The sequence below is a fragment of the uncultured Enterovirga sp. genome (assembly GCF_964242715.1).
Taxonomy (GTDB): Bacteria; Pseudomonadota; Alphaproteobacteria; order Rhizobiales; family Beijerinckiaceae; genus Enterovirga.
Genome location: NZ_CAXTAZ010000013.1, coordinates 1 through 15081, shown reverse-complemented (window position 1 = coordinate 15081; position 15081 = coordinate 1). Strand labels below are relative to the sequence as shown.

The following is a 15081-nucleotide window of genomic DNA, read 5'->3' as shown; positions in this document are numbered from 1 at the left end:
GACCGAGGCTCTATGGCATGTCTTGCCCGCATTTGCCGCCAAGCTTGCGGCTGCCGTGTACCACGGCGGCCAAGCCACTGCATCGTCGAGACCGCCGCCAAGCGGACAGCCCATGACGTGCAGCACCTCAAGCGGACCGGGACGATAAAGATCTCATGCGAAGCCGTACCAGCTTCGGAGTTTACTCAATGCCGTTCGATGTCGGTCCGGGTACGTTACAAAGCGCGCGGTAGCACAGCATTCTCCCGAGTCGTAACGTCAGGCTTCCCCCCGGAGCTCGCGCGGAACAGATTGATCTCACAATCCCGACCGCCCGCACCGCGCAGCTCGGTCATCCGCCGAAGAGTCGCTCAGGACGCCAGGAGAAAGGTCTGTACGGGCTGGTCGGACCCGATCGCGCTGTCCCAGGCTTACGGCAAGAGCGGGCGCGACCACTTCACCCGCGGCCTACGGAATGAGTGACCCGATCACGGACCCGCGCTGGCTTGGCCGGCACGTTTCGGACGGGACGCCTAGGCACGGCTGGGTAGTTTCCGAGTCTCGCCGCCTTCCTCCACCTAGGCAAGACTGAGTTCGACACGAGAACGCGTCGGAACGACCGACCTTCCCCGATCGAGCCACTGGACGCGCAGCCCTCCTTCGATTTCCCGATCTCTCGGAGTAGTAGCCTGTTTTCGACCCTCGGGGTGCGGGATGAGCCGGCTTCGAACTCTCGCCGTTTGCTGCCGTGCACGTGGCACAAGCAAGCTCACCATGCCTGAAAGCGTCAGATTTTCGGGCCATGGGACTAGCGCGGCTTCCTTCCCGCCCGTTGGGTCCGTGCGAGGAACTCGCGGCGGTCGGCCTGTGAGCGACGGCCTCCCAGGCTCAATTCTCGGGATGAGGGCGAGGCGGGCAAACGGGTGAGGAGTTTTTGCGTGCCGAGGGTCTTAATTGCCGAGGACGACCTGATGATCGCGGACTTGGTCGAGGGTACCTTGACGGAACATGGATACGAGGTCTGCGGAATCGGTCGGACCGTGAGTGAAGCACTCTCGCTCGCGCGCCTTTTCGACCCGGATCTCGCAGTCCTGGATCTGCGGTTGGCAGACGGCGAGCTCGGAACCGAGATAGGTTGTCGGCTCATCGGACGATCTAGGGTTGGAGTTCTGTACGCCACCGCCAACATCTCTGAGGTAGATCTGACGGCTGCCCAAGGCCATGCCTGCTTGACGAAGCCGTACCGAGGAGCCGACTTGGTCCGGGCCCTCGAGGTCGTTGCAGGGATCGTCGCTACGGGAGAGGCAATTCCGCCTTTCCCTCGCGGTTTCCGTATTCTCCCACCGGCGCGGATCAAACGTGAACCGATCACGATCGACTGAAGACGACGCGGCCGAGGTCCGTAAATTGCTCCGACAGCAGGCGGCGATAGCCGAATTCGGCAGCTTCGCGCTCCGCCAGGTGGACCTGCTGACTGTTCTCGGTGAGGCTGCGCGCGTTTGTGCGGACGGCCTCAGCGTACCTTTCTGCAAGGTCTGTCAATACCGGCCCTCGGAAAACGACCTGCTGGTTGTTGCCGGTCAAGGATGGAAGGCCGGAGTGGTCGGCCACGTGGTTTCCCGCGCCGATGAAAGCACGCCGCAAGGGCGGGCCTACGTGACCGGGATGCCGTCGGTTTGCCGCGACTTGCGGCTCGACGGCCAGTTCGACTTGCCGCCCTTCTATGCGTCGCACGGGATCATCTCCACCATCGACGTAGTCATAAGGGGCAGCGATCAACCCTACGGCGTATTGGAGATCGACAACGATCGTCAGCACGACTACGACCAGCACGACATCAATTTCTTGACGGGCTTCGCCAACGTACTTGCGGAGGCGGTTGTTACTTCAGAGCGGACGAAAGTTCTTCATGCCACCATCGACCAGATGAAACTGCTGGTCGAAGAAAAAGACGAAATATTAGCCCAGAAAAGAGTAATGGCCGAAGAGCTGCAGCATCGAGTTCGGAACAATCTACAACTCGTCTATGGAATGCTAAGCAGTCAGTTGAGGGAAACACGAGACATCGATGAGCAGCAGGGCATCAAGGCCATTGCCCGACGAGTGTCCACCTTGGCCCAGGTCTACGACCACCTGCTCGGCGCAGACATGGCGCGGAACGCCGACTTCGGCGGCTACCTGGAGTCACTTTGCGTCAGCCTAGCAGAGTTCCAGGGCATGCCGGACGGGACAGTTACGCTATCGTGTCGCAGCGAGCCGGTTGTGGTCGATCTCGACGTGGTCACTGCCTTAGGCATCGTCGTCACGGAACTAATCACGAACAGTTACGATCACGCGTTCCCCGACGGCCGCGGCTCGATCGTCGCGTGGCTGAGCCGCTCTGGGGAGAGCGCGCAGGTCGCGACAATGGTCATCAGCGACAACGGCGTCGGCTTCAGGGTCAAACCGGACAGCAAGCGACATGGGCTAGGCCTGGTGCGGCGGCTTATCGAACAGGTTCGCGGAACTGTCAGCCTCGAGGCAACCAATGGAACGGTTTGGACCATAGTGTTCCCTGCGCCCTCAGGCGCGCCGACCCCGTCGGGCGCCTGACGGCCCCGCCTGGGCACCTAGCAGTCCTCGGCGCAGATGTGATGGTTTCCCGGTGCTCGGCAGTCCATGCCTTGCATGAGACACGCCGCAAAGGCGACGATCGTATCGCTTATTCAACCCGCGAACCCGACAGCCAGGCCAATCATGCGGGAGGGTTGACTGCAGCCCGTGACGTCCACGTCGCCGCGTCTCGCGCCGGCTCCCTCTGGCTGGCTTCCATTCCTTCATTCGCGCGAATTTGAGGGTGCACTTCGATGAGGCAAGCGCCCCCCTTCTTCGAGGGCTTCGAACAACTCGACTTCCAAGCTGGCGGCGTCCGGTTCAGAGGTGTGGTCGGGGGCCAGGGCCCCCCTATACTCTTGTTGCACGGCTTTCCCCAGACGCATGTCGCCTGGCGACTGGTCGCCCCGCAACTGGCCAAGTCCTTCACGCTGATCGTCCCGGATCTCCCGGGATATGGCGACAGCCGAACGCAATCGGCGACCCCGCGCTGGACGAAGCGCCGGGTGGCGGACGCGCTGGCTGTATTGATGGGAGGGCTGGGGCACCGGCGGTTCGGCATCGTCGGGCACGATCGCGGCGCCCGGGCGGGGTATCGACTCGCGCTGGATCATCCCGATCGGGTGACCGCGTTCGCGTCGCTGACGGTGGTGCCGACGCTCGAGGCGCTCGAAGCCATCGACAAGGACAAGGCGTTCGCCGCCTTCCACTGGTTCATGTTCGCGCAGCCGTTCGACCTCCCCGAGCGTCTCCTGGCGTGCGACCCCGACGCGTTCTTCGACACAGCTATGACGAAGATGAGCGTTGACATCGACCGGTTCGATCGCAACGCTATGCAAGCATATCGGATGGCTTTTCGCGACCCGGCGGTCCGCCACGCTATGTGCGAAGACTACCGCGCGGCTATGAACGAAGACCTAGCTCATGATACGGCAGACCGCGCCGGAGGGCGACAACTTGCCTGCCCGGTCCTCGTCCTTTGGCCCGATGCCAAGATGAGCGCGCTCGAGCCGACGCCGCGGCAAGTCTGGCAGCGATGGGCAGGCGACGTCGATGGAAAGGCGATAGCCGGAGGCCATCTCCAGCCGGAAGAGTCCGCGGACCAAGTCTTGACCGAATTGCTTCCGTTTCTCGCGAGGTCCCGCGCAAGGGCGTAAACGGGGTAGCGCGTTACAGCCTGCAAAGTGACGGTGAAGCGAAGTTTGATCGACGGCCTATTGCGCCAATGCCATGGGAGGGATGACCGGAATGCAATCCTGGTGGAATCGATGTACCTACCGAAAGGATCAATCCGCAACGACATTCTCCCTCGAAACAACGAACTCGCACGCGTGTAGGTCGAGGAACGACGCCTCGTCCGGACGGACGCGCGCCATGTATTCCGGATCGGAGAAGCAACGGGCGAGCGCGTCCACGTCAGCGAACCACAGCTCCGTAATGCCGTCATACTTGACAGGCGGCATTCCGGGGAGTTCGGCCGGGATGGCGTGCTGCTGCACATATCGCCGGACGGTGGCCTTCACGACAGGCAGTGACATAAAGAGGCCCGCGTGGACGCCCTTGTGATGCTCGACGAACTCAGCATGGCTCAGGGACGGCGCGCGGATCAGAAGGACCGTAAATTTGATCATCGTGGAATTCCTGCAGCCGCCCCGCACCCGAAAACTAGTGTCGATCCATCCATCGCGTCATGCTCCTGAGAGGATCGCCACTCCGCGAACGTGAGATCACGCTTCCTCACCGCCCCTGGGACTGTCGAAGATTCCGTCTAGACCTCGTGGAGATGGCAGCCCCGAAACTCTTTCAGCAAGATTGTCGGTGGTCTTGCGTCGCGGGTTCGGGCCGGGATCATCGGGCGTTGAGCATCGCAACCGCCCGGTCGAAGCGGCCCTCCGCTTCGGCGTGGCGGAGAAAACCGACCCGGTCGACGCAGATTTCGACCGGCGTGGGCTGCTGCTTGAACAGCACCATTGCCTCCTCGACGAAAACTCCCAGCTGCATGTAGTCGGAATTGTTCGCCTGACCGGGAGTGAGACCTGTCTGGATCGCAGGCGGCACCAGTTCGATCACTTCGATCCGTCCCCGGAGCTGCTGGCGAAGTGAGACCGTGTAGGAGTGGATCGCGGCCTTGGTCGCCGAGTAGGTGGGCGTGGAGGTCAGGGGCACGAACGCCAGTCCCGAGGACACGTTGACTATTGCGGCGTCCGGCGCTCTAGCGAGGTGGGAGACGAGCGCGTTAGTGAGCCGGATCGGTCCGAGCAGGTTGGTGACGATGGTCGCCTCCGCGTCGGCCAGGTCCCGTTCCGCCGTCAGATCCTCCGCCCGCATGATGCCCGCATTGTTGATCAGCACGTTAAGGTCGGGGTGCTCGGTCAAAATCCGAGCTGTGAATGCGGCGATGTTCGCAGGATCCCCTACGTCGAGAACGAGGAAGGCCATACCCTTGCGGCCAGCGACCGTCTCGTCGAGCGCCTCGGGACGACGTCCGGCGACGATCACGCGATTGCTCAAGTCGTGGAAACGGTGGGCTAGCGCGCGACCAATCCCCGAACCGCCTCCCGTGATGAGGATGGTGTTGCCCGTGGCATTCATAAGTTTGTTTCCACTGCTTAGAACTGTTATAATGGGTCTAGCTCTGGTTTGACGTCGGTGTCTACGACCGCTTTAGCTGACCAATGCGGTCGTTGACCTCGCAATGTCCCTCGTCGGCTCAATCCCGCGTGATTTTCCGTCCGGGCACGCTGCGACTGCTAGGTAAATCGTTCGGACGATTAAATAAGGATCGGAAAATACTCACCGCCCTGTTATGCCTACCCGTCCTGGTGCACCGAGGCCGTCCGGAGAGGGCGTCGGTAGGCCAGCTATCGTCAGCGACTGCGTTTTCGGGTCGACGATCCGGTCGAAGGTCACGTCATCGACGTCGCCCGACTGCAGCGCAGCCTCTTGAGCGTGGTCCCGTCCCGACTCGCCTTCTCGGCGATGAGAGCCGCCTCCGGTACCCGATGACGGGGCTCAAGGCCGTGACAAGCGTGACGCTATTCTCGACGTAGCCGGCGATCATCTTCTCGTCCGGCTGGGTTTTCTCGACGGAAAGCCACAACTTCTCGCGACCGTCGGCAAGGATGTGAGTCGAGTGGAAGATACCCTTGATGATGATATGACACATCGCGTTCAGCTCGAATGCCTGGCTTGCCGGCTGAGATTGCCCCCGAACTGACCGGACACGGTCTCCCACTTGCGAAGTGTGAGGCTTACAACCGTGTCTATGACCAGCACGTCCGATCGAGTTGAGATCATCACGTCCGTCCAGCGTCGTCGGCGCTGGAGCCCGTCCGAGAAGGTCCGGGGCGCGCGCTGGACTGTGAAGTGATCGAGGGCGACCCCCGCCGCCGACGGATCGCCGCCGGATCGATCTCGCTGTGCCGGTCTTTGGGTACAAGAACCACGTCGGAAACGACCGGCGCCAAGGCTGATCCGACCTGGACCACGACGGACCAGCCCGCCCCGACGGCGCGCATTTGACCACCCTCGTCACCCGGGCGAACACGGGCCGCGGCGTCTGGGCCTGGGACAGCCTATCGCTCGAAGGCGAACGAGCAGCACCTGGCCAGCGGGCTTCCTCTCGCGCATCCACCGTAAGAAGCCTCTAGGCCGGTCGACGCCGTCAAACGTCGCCCGCGTGAATTGCGGCAAGTCGAAGGTCCGCAGCGCCGTCGAGCACGTGTTCGCCCGCCAGAAGGGGCCGATGGGTCTTGTCGTGCAAACGATCGGGATCGCCCCGGCGACCGTGAAGATCGACCTTGCCAACCTCGTCTACTACATGCGCCGCTGCCTGGCTCACTCGGCAACAAGCCTACCAGCTTGACAGCAGCGGGGGAGACGCCTCAGAGGCCGAAACTGCCCCCCAGCAGACAAGCCCCCCAACTACGCCCAGGTAGCTAGCCCGGCCCAAACCCGCTCAGGATAGGATATGAGGTTCTTGGAGGCGTCCAGCTTACCGAGCGCAAGCGCCCGCCCTTCAACTCCCTCCGGCTTCTAGCTGATCGGTTCGACCAGGATGACGAGTCCACGCTTGACTTCCCGCAAAACCGCTAGACTTGTCAGACCGTTAAGGGTCGGGAACGCCGCCTGGTACCTTTCCAGAAAGTCCGCGAATGCTTCCATGTCGCGGGCGACCACCGTGAACGTGAAGTCGGCCTTGCCCATTACGATGTCCGCGCTGATCACCAGTGGATCCGCGCGAAGAACGTCCATAAATCGCTCGTGGGTGTCGGGGCGGTCTCGATCGATCGAGCACGAGACGTTGACTCGGACGGAGTAGCCGACCGCCTCGGGCGAGACGAGGGACACGTCGGCCACGATCACCGCGTACTCACGAAGTCGCTTCAGGCGCCGCACAACGCCGCTGTGCGAGAGGCCAATCTCGTCGCCAATCTCACCCGTGGTCAGACGATTATCGACCTGGACTAAGTTGAGGATCTGAGCGTCCTTCTGGTCGATCTGCATCATGGCAGCCTCCCTACAAGCCAGATAGCTCTCGCTTCTATTTGATCGAGCGGTTCCGAATTAAGATTCGAAGGCTTGCTATAGATACTTATCGTGATATACAGCGGCTAAAGTCACGGTCAGTACAGATCAGAGACCATCCGGCCCCAAAACCCGTGTTTTTCACCGGAACTCCGAAGGTGCACCTTAAGCGCCGTACCACGTGAGTTCGGCACGTTGGACCCTTCCTTCGATACACCTATTGCAATGCTCGAGAATAGACTCGGGAATTACGCATACTGCGACATGAAGATAATCCGTTCGTCTTGGTTTGCGGCGTCATCGCGCGAGTCGAACGTGCTGTCGTTGACCTCGAAATGACCGCGTGCGGGAATGAGATAGGCCCTCCAGTGTCGCGCCTGCTGATCGACGAGCAACTGGCCGACGCCCAACGTCGCTCCCAAGCCGCCAGCGTCCGCGCGGATCGGCATCTCCTGCGAGGCCTTTTCATTTCGCTTTGCGGGCTGTAACGCCCGGGACATTGCGGCGGGTTGTCCTCGTCCCCGGTCTGAGGTTTTAGGAAGATTGTGAAACCGAAGCCGGTCGCGTCGAAATAGACCAGTTGGTCCGCTGTCGATTAGGTGAAGCGCTCCCAGGCAGCCTGGCGAGAAATGCCGAGCGCCGCGCCAAGCTGTGCCCAACTCACCTCTCGTGACCTTAAGAGGTCGACGACATGCTGGAGTTGGTTGCTCCTCCCTTGCAAGGTTTCTTCAATCGCCTGAAGGCGCTCTAGTAATCTCTCTGTAGGCAGATGCTGATCTGTCGCCTGGCCTGAGTTACCCTTATAAGTCCCTGCAATGACGCCATTGCACAAGCCCACGCACTCATCACAGATAAAAATGCTGGCTGGTCCGGATACAAGGGTCCTAACCTCATGCTGAGACTTAAAGCAGAACGAACAGTACAGCGAATGAGGGGGTACCGTCCCGCCGGGGACGTTAGCTGGCGCGTCAAGAATCTGTGCTATCGCTTCGGGCATGAATGACCTCCACTCGGCTGATTGCAATTCGTCAGGTATTCCTTGACGCCGCTCATGTCAAGGCTTTCCTGACGCAGGCCAATTCGGCAACCAGGTCAACTTAGCTGATGCGCCGGTAGTGTGTCAGCCTGCAATCCGCCCCGGTTGACGGTCGCGCTCTGGCCCGCCCACGCTTAGCGGGAGCAGGGTGGGGAGCGGTGGAGTGAGGTCCCGGGCTTCGTTGCCGAAGCGGCGTTGCTTAGGCCGACGGTCTGGACCCGTGGGAGATTGATGCGGCACGGGAGGCCTTCGCCCGCCGAGGCCAATTTTGATGGAGGCATCCGGCAGGTAGGCCGCTCAACGCTGTGGTCAGCACGGATCCGCATTGGCGCTCAAGGGTCGTTGAGTGATTTCCGAGGCTAGAATTGCTCCCACCGCAAACTAGCTTCGCCCCAGTTACGGCGGCTCGATCCGTTTAAGCGCTAATCGGCACCGCAGCCCAGGTCCGCAGCTCGCTCGACGCTGGACGGCGCCCTGGCACGGGAGCCTGCGATGATACCAAGCCCGCATGAGTTCGTGCCGAGGAAACACCGGTGTCCCAGATTATGCAGAAGTCAGCCCAAAAGAAGGCTTTTAAGGGAGAAGCAGACCGCGTCCGTCGAAACTTCGTTGTCGCGGCTGAAACGACCTGGACAGCTTTGGGGTTCACCAGGACGGACGGAGACGGGCTCGTTTTCCGTTGGCCGGAGCAGAACGGGCCGCCGCCCATATCCTTGATACCGAGAGGCTCCGGATCCCGCGTGATCGAACGGGGCCTGGGACACGAGTGGGGAGGGAGGGCGCGGCTCGAATATCAGGCCGCGGGCATACTCTGCACGATCGACGTCCCTTCACCGCGGGAATGTCAACATGGCTGAGCTGTTATCCGGCCGCCACATCCTGGTCGTTGAGGATGAGATGATGATCCTCATGATGATCGAGGACATGCTCGCGGACCTCGGCTGTAAGTCGATGACGGCAGTCGCGACCGTCAGCCAGGCTCTAGCCGCGATAACCCATGAAGCCTTCGACGTGGCGATGCTGGACATGAACTTGAACGGTGACAAGAGCCACGCCGTGGCGGCGGCGCTGATGGTCGGCCGGGTGCCGTTCCTGCTGTCGACCGGCTATGACAGCTGCGAGATCGGCGACCGCTACCGGGATCGGCCGATCCTGAGAAAGCCGTTCACGTCCGGCGACTTGGCGGTCGCCATGGCTCGAATCTTAGAAGGAACGCCGCGGACCAGTCGGCCTGGCCAAACCGCGACCGGCACGGCCTGCCGAGCTCCGAAAAACTTTCCTCGGAAATTCGTCCGTGGCTGACGCTCCTTTTCCCGGCATAAAATGCAGTCTAGCTTCAAGACGTCTAAGCTATGGCCGTCTCCGTGGAGGGCGGACGACGGCGGTCGAGTGTTCTACGGCCGCATGCTGCCGGCAAGTCTTTACGGGCTCGTGGGGCGCGTCAGCGGATGGGACCAGCTATGGCTATGCCTCCTGTCCGCGAGTCTTGCCGTCCTGAATACCGTTCCGATTGAGCTACAGCGTCGCGTGGTCAACGAATCTCTTAAGGACGGGAGCGTTCGATCCCTGGTGATCTTGGTTTCGGCCTATGTGGGAGTCATCCTGGCTCAGGGCTGCATCAAGTTGGTACTCAACCTCTACCGGACCTGGGTCTCGGAGCACGCGACGCGCGGCCTGCGCTCATTCTTGAATCGGCGTGAGGAGGGTCGCAAGGACCTTCAGGTTCAGACGGCAGCCAGCCAAGGAACGGAGATATCCATGATCATATCCGAGAGCGAACCTGTCGGGTCCTTCATGGGAGAGGCCATCTCTGAGCCTCTCCTCCAAGCAGGGATCATGCTCAGCGTGAGCGGTTACCTAGTCGTGCTTCAACCCTTCATGTCGCTGGTGATCGCCGCCGTTTTCATCCCACAGCTGGTGTTCGTGCCACTTATGCAGCGTGCCATCACGGTCCGCGCCGAAGCCAGGATTGCGGCCCTCAGATCCGCCAGTGGAGCTCTCGTCGGCGAGGGCGATGGCGACGACAGAAGACGTCAGCAGGATTCGCGGTTCGAGGATGTGTTCGTGCTCAACCTCGGCGTTTACAGGCTTAAGTATTCAATGAACTTTCTGATGAACCTCTGCCATCAACTTGGGATTGCCGGAATTCTTGGGATCGGGGGATGGTTCGTGGTGAGCGGAGAGACGCAGGTCGGGACGGTTGTCGCGTTCATTTCCGGTCTGGCGACCGTGAAGGACCCGTGGGACGACCTGACGAACTGGTACCAGACCATGATGATCACGCGCGCTCGGTACGCGCTCTTGCATCGAGTGCTCGAACGGGAGGGAGCGGCTCCGTAGGTTCAGCGATCTTTTCGGTTCCTGTCGGCGCGCGGACGTCACGCACCCGCAGCGAACATCCTCATTAGAGGTATGTGGCGAACCCTTACGGCCCCTCGTTGCACGCAGGAGGTGACGCGCAATCGTGACCAAGCCGACCTGATCGTTGCGGGCACGGACTAGGAGGTGGAGGTCTCCCCCGGAGCCGAAGCCCTGCTGGTCTACGTCAGTTCTCAACGCCGATCGGGATGGCTCACGCCGCGGCCGTCGCCGCCGCGATCGCGCCGGGCGACCTCGTCCTCGAGCCTCGGCCGGGACTGGCCTTCTCGCCATCTTCGCCGAGCTGGCCGGTGGGCGCCTCGCCCTCAACGAGTTCGCGGAACTCCGTGCCGACCTGCTCGGGCGCTTGTTCCCCGGCGTTCCCGTCACCCGACACGACGCCGCGCAGATCCACGACCACCTCGACGCCGCTGTTCGGCCGAGCATCATTCTCATGAACCCGCCCTTCTCGGCCTTGGCAGGGGTCGATGGCGCGTTCCGGGGCGCGACTTCCCGGCATCTCGCCTCGGCGCTGGCGCACCTCGCTCCGGGAGGCCGCCTCGTCGCCATCACGGGCGCAGGCTTCTCGCCCGAGAGCCCGTCGGGGCGCGCGGCCTTCGAATGTCTGCAGGAGAGCGACCGCGTCGTGCTGAGCGTTCCCGTCGCCGGCCGCGTGTTCGCGCGCCACGGCACCACGATCGAGACGCGGCTGACCGTCATCGACCGCGTTCCGGCCGAAGAGCCTCGCGCGTTCCCCCACCCGGTCGGGATAGTCGAGATCACCGCCGAACTCCTCACGCACGTAGCCGGCCTGCCCCCGCGAGCACCCTGCCTCCCCTCCCCTCCCCGGCCGGTCACAGGTTTCGCGGATCCTGAGCGCGATGTCGCCTCGCATCGCGGCGGCCTCTTGGCCCGGATCAGGCTGGCGCCGCCGCTGACGACCGCCTGCGCCCTGGACAGCGTCGATCTCGCCTATGAGCTCGCCGAGCCCGTCGAGAGCGAGAGCGCGAGCCGGTTTGACGGTATCCAACTCTCGGATGCCCTCTACGAAGGCTACGCGCTCCAGACGATACGCATTCCGCACGCGAAGCCGCATCCGACGATGCTCGTCCAGTCCGCCGCAACTGGCCTCGGTCGCGCCACCGCGCCCGAGCTACCGGCCGCGCCTGCCGGCGATGGTCGTAGACCGCGGCCAGCTCTCGGACGCTCAGCTCGAGAGCGTGATCTATGCGGGCGAGGCCCATGCCAGCTATCTCGCTGCGTCGTGGCTTGTGGAGGCGACCTCCGACACGGTATCGGCCGCGCGGATGACGCCGAGGGCGTGGTCCGCTTCCGCCGTGGCTGGTTTCTCGGGGACGGCACCGGGTGCGGCAAGGGGCGCCAGGTCGCGGGCGTCATCCTCGACAACTGGCTCCAGGGCCGCCGTCGTGCGCTCTGGGTGTCGAGTCGGACAAGCTGATCGAGGACGCGCAGCGCGACTGGTCGGCGCTCGGCCAGGAGCGCCTGCTCTTCACGCCGCTGTCCCGCTTCGCGCAGGGCAGGCCGATCCGGTTCGACGAAGGCATCCTGTTCACGACCTACGCGACGCTGCGCTCGGCCGAGCGCGACGGCAAGGCGTCGCGCGTCCAGCAGATCGTCGACTGGCTCGGCCGCGACTTCGACGGTGTCGTCTCGACTGGAGAGGCCTTGATGGAGCGTAGGCTCGCCGAGATCCCGACGGCGGAATGGGCCGACCTCTCCGTTGACATTACCCCGCGCGAGTACGTCCTCGACTATCTCGCGCATTCCTTTCCGACGCAGCTCTTCGAGCCGTTCACGGACGGCGACGGCAACCTGTCCTCCCGTCGGGTGCTCCGGGACGGCCAGCCGGTGGAGTCGCGTGAAGCCGTCGAACGTCGCGACCGCATGATCGAGAAGCTCGCGTCCTTGCCGCCCGTTGCAGGCGCGCTCGACCAGCTCGTCCAGCGGTTCGGGACCGAACAGGTGGCCGAGGTCACCGGCCGCTCGCGCCGCATCGTCCGCAAGGTAGGCTCGGACGGCGTGGATCGGCTCGCGGTCGAGGCCCGGGCAGGCTCGGCCAACCTCGCCGAGGCTCAGGCCTTCATGGACGACGCGAAGCGCATCCTGGTCTTCTCGGATGCGGGCGGGACGGGTCGGAGCTACCACGCCGACCTCGGGGCCAAGAACCGGCGGCTGCGGGTGCACTACCTGCTCGAGCCCGGCTGGAAGGCGGATGCCGCAATCCAGGGGCTCGGGCGCACGAACCGGACGAACCAGGGCCATAAGGTTCCTACCTATGCGCTCGGCCCCGTTTGGGCCGCTGCCTGTGGGTGCCTATCTGACTTCTCGTGATTGCCGTTGGTAGTGGGTCGCACGTAGGATCAGTTTCAATGGGATGTTGAAAGTGGCGCGATGGACGTCGAGGATTTGCACCTGTTCGTGCGCATTGCCCGGCTGCGGAGCATCAGTTCCGCGGCGCGCGACTTGAACCTCACTCCGGCCGGCGCGAGCGCCAGACTGGCGGCCCTGGAGAAGAGGCTCGGAGCCCGGCTTCTGCACCGAACAACGCGGCAGACCACCCTGACCGAGGACGGCCTCGCTTTTCTGCCTCATGCAGAGCATGTCGTGCTCGCAGCGGAAGCCGCCCGAGCGGCGCTCGGGCGGGAGCAAGCTGTGCCGCGGGGCACCTTGCGGGTAGCGGCTCCGGCCTCGTTCGCGCGCATGCACATCGTGCCGGGCCTGCTCGACTTCTGCAGCGAATATCCCGACTTGGCCATCGACTTGCGCATCTCGGACAGCATCGTCGATCTAGTCGAGGGTGCCTTCGATGTGGCGGTTCGCTACGCGGAACTCAGCGATTCGTCCTTCGTCGCGCGGCGGCTCGCTCCAGATAGGCGGGTGCTGGTTGCGTCGCCCCAGTACATCGAGCGACGCGGACGTCCGAACACGCCTGACGACCTCGCCGAACATGCATGCCTGGTCGTCGGTACGCTCGACCTCTGGACGTTCCGAGAAAAGGGTGGACAACTGATCGAGCGGCGGATCACCCCGAGCCTGCGGATCAACGACGGCGGTGCTGTGCGCGACGCAGCCTGCTCGGGGCTCGGCGTGGCTCTGATGGCGACTTGGTGCGCCGCGGACGAACTACGATCTGGTGCCCTCGTCCCAGCCCTTCCCGAATACCCACTCGTCTCCACGCAGACGCTTTGGGCGCTCTACCCAAGTTCGCGCGAGTTGGCGCCGAAGGTTAGGGTGTTCATTGATTGGCTCACTGAACGGTATGGGGGGCAACCATACTGGGATCGGGGGCTCGAGGCGATCTTAGAATCCGGTCAATGAACTCCGCTCCCCTGCCGCTTTTTGTAACGCGCGCGCAAGGTTTTCGGGTTCGCTTGGCCCACGGCGGCCTGAGTGCCAAGCGCGGCGAGCGAAGGTCTCGGGACGGTCATTGTCCGCTGCCGGGAAGCCAATGGAGCACTCTGCCCGGCCGGAATGGACGCGAAGCCGCCGTGACGTCTTCTGGCCGAAAGGAGAAGGACTGCTTTCCGGCATGCGGAGGGGGAAAGCGGACGTTGCACTCAGGGCGAAGTGGGTTCGACCGCGCGCTTCGCGCGGCGACCGAGGACGGCATCCCAATACGCGACATCGCCGAGGGGCTCGGCGTCCCAGTCCGCAGCAAATCGGTGACCAGGCGCTGACGCATTTCGGCTGGATGGCAATGTTCATCGCGGTGGCCCGCTCCTGAGGTGATCGATCAGGGCACGCAGCTTTGCCGGCTGATGCTGTCGCCGCGGAAAGAACAGAAAGAAGCCTGGAAACGGCGGCGAGAACGATTCCAGAACGGATACGAGCTCGCCTCTTTCCAGATACAGACGGAACGTCTCCTCCATCCCGAACGTGAGACCCGCTCCGGCGCACGCCAGGCGGACCATCACGTTCATGTCGTTGGTGGTGACTCGCGGCTCGACCGCGACGTCGAAGTCACGGCCGTTCTCCGTATACTCCCATCGGTAGGGTGCCACGTGCACGTCGGGACGCCAGCCGATGCACAGGTGGTTGACCAGGTCTCGCGGATGGTCAGGGACACCATTGCGAGCGACATAGTCCGGAGACGCGACGGTGAACTGGCGCTGCTCGCCGGACACAGGAACGGCGATCATGTCCTGCTCGATTACCTCGCCCAGCCTCACGCCCGCGTCGTACCCTTCGCGAGTGATGTCGAACTCCGCGTCGGTGATAGTGATGTCGAGGCTGACGGCCGGATGCGCGGCCAGGAAACCGGCCAGCACCGGGCCTTTGAGGAAGCTCTCGGCAATTGAGGAGACACAGAGACGGAGACGACCCGCCGGCCGCCCCCGCAGCTCCTGCGTCGCTTGCAGGGCCGCTCCCATTTCCTCGAAAGCCGGCCGGATGCTTTCCCACAGCCGCTCTCCGGCTTCAGTCAGATGGACGCTCCGCGTGGTCCTCTGGGCAAGTGCAACGCCGAGCCGGTCCTCGAGCCGCTGGAAGGCCTGACTGACAGCTGAGCGCGTCACGCCGAGCCGCTCGCTCGCGGCCCGGAAGCTGCGCGTCTCAGCGACGGCAAGAAA

General features: G+C 63.2%; 11 protein-coding genes and 3 pseudogenes. 8 read left to right on the top strand and 6 right to left on the bottom strand.

The window, feature by feature from the left end; genetic code table 11:
• The first annotated feature begins 917 nt into the window (after positions 1-917).
• The 3 genes from ACFE87_RS08830 to ACFE87_RS08820 all read left to right on the top strand — a co-directional run bounded on the left by ACFE87_RS08830 (position 918) and on the right by ACFE87_RS08820 (position 3728).
• Positions 918-1361 carry a response regulator gene (locus ACFE87_RS08830; protein WP_375459261.1) on the top strand — a complete coding sequence of 148 codons (444 nt, stop codon included), beginning with the start codon at positions 918-920 and terminating at the stop codon, positions 1359-1361.
• On the top strand, positions 1339-2571 hold the full coding sequence (locus tag ACFE87_RS08825; RefSeq protein WP_375459260.1) for a histidine kinase dimerization/phosphoacceptor domain -containing protein: 1233 nt from the start codon (positions 1339-1341) through the stop codon (positions 2569-2571). The genes ACFE87_RS08830 and ACFE87_RS08825 overlap by 23 nt, the downstream gene beginning before the upstream one ends.
• Before the next feature lie 254 nt (positions 2572-2825).
• On the top strand, positions 2826-3728 hold the full coding sequence (locus ACFE87_RS08820; RefSeq protein WP_375459259.1) for an alpha/beta fold hydrolase: 903 nt from the start codon (positions 2826-2828) through the stop codon (positions 3726-3728).
• Between the two features lie 129 nt (positions 3729-3857).
• Here ACFE87_RS08820 and ACFE87_RS08815 read toward each other — a convergent pair whose 3' ends face one another.
• Entirely contained in the window at positions 3858-4202 is a 345-nt protein-coding gene (locus ACFE87_RS08815) for an EthD domain-containing protein (RefSeq protein ID WP_375459258.1), read from the bottom strand.
• Between the two features lie 217 nt (positions 4203-4419).
• Positions 4420-5163: an SDR family oxidoreductase gene (locus tag ACFE87_RS08810; protein WP_375459257.1), complete on the bottom strand. Its 744-nt coding sequence runs from the start codon at positions 5161-5163 to the stop codon at positions 4420-4422.
• A 739-nt stretch (positions 5164-5902) separates the two neighbouring features.
• Here ACFE87_RS08810 and ACFE87_RS08805 point away from each other — a divergent pair.
• Positions 5903-6436: pseudogene (locus ACFE87_RS08805) on the top strand (IS5/IS1182 family transposase); the annotation flags it as partial.
• A 170-nt stretch (positions 6437-6606) separates the two neighbouring features.
• Here the strand turns inward: ACFE87_RS08805 and ACFE87_RS08800 are convergent.
• The 3 genes and pseudogenes from ACFE87_RS08800 to ACFE87_RS08790 form a co-directional block, all read right to left on the bottom strand.
• Entirely contained in the window at positions 6607-7080 is a 474-nt protein-coding gene (locus ACFE87_RS08800; RefSeq protein WP_375459256.1) for an Lrp/AsnC family transcriptional regulator, read from the bottom strand.
• Between the two features lie 266 nt (positions 7081-7346).
• Positions 7347-7598 carry a hypothetical protein gene (locus ACFE87_RS08795; RefSeq protein WP_375459255.1) on the bottom strand — a complete coding sequence of 84 codons (252 nt, stop codon included), beginning with the start codon at positions 7596-7598 and terminating at the stop codon, positions 7347-7349.
• Between the two features lie 313 nt (positions 7599-7911).
• Positions 7912-8023 (bottom strand): annotated as a pseudogene (locus ACFE87_RS08790) (ClpX C4-type zinc finger protein); the annotation flags it as partial.
• A gap of 960 nt (positions 8024-8983) precedes the next feature.
• Here ACFE87_RS08790 and ACFE87_RS08785 point away from each other — a divergent pair.
• The 4 genes and pseudogenes from ACFE87_RS08785 (at position 8984) to ACFE87_RS08770 (ending at position 13831) form a co-directional block, all read left to right on the top strand.
• Entirely contained in the window at positions 8984-9436 is a 453-nt protein-coding gene (locus tag ACFE87_RS08785) for a response regulator (protein WP_375459254.1), read from the top strand.
• Between the two features lie 456 nt (positions 9437-9892).
• Positions 9893-10474, top strand: a complete 582-nt coding sequence (locus tag ACFE87_RS08780; RefSeq protein ID WP_375459253.1) for a hypothetical protein — start codon at positions 9893-9895, stop codon at positions 10472-10474.
• A 179-nt stretch (positions 10475-10653) separates the two neighbouring features.
• Positions 10654-12769, top strand: a pseudogene (locus ACFE87_RS08775) (strawberry notch-like NTP hydrolase domain-containing protein); the annotation flags it as partial.
• Between the two features lie 135 nt (positions 12770-12904).
• Positions 12905-13831 carry a LysR family transcriptional regulator gene (locus ACFE87_RS08770; protein WP_375459252.1) on the top strand — a complete coding sequence of 309 codons (927 nt, stop codon included), beginning with the start codon at positions 12905-12907 and terminating at the stop codon, positions 13829-13831.
• 383 nt (positions 13832-14214) lie between these two features.
• On the opposite strand, the gene ACFE87_RS08765 is transcribed toward ACFE87_RS08770, so the two are convergent.
• The coding region (locus tag ACFE87_RS08765; protein WP_375459251.1) for a LysR family transcriptional regulator at positions 14215-15081 on the bottom strand (867 nt) is incomplete at its 5' end.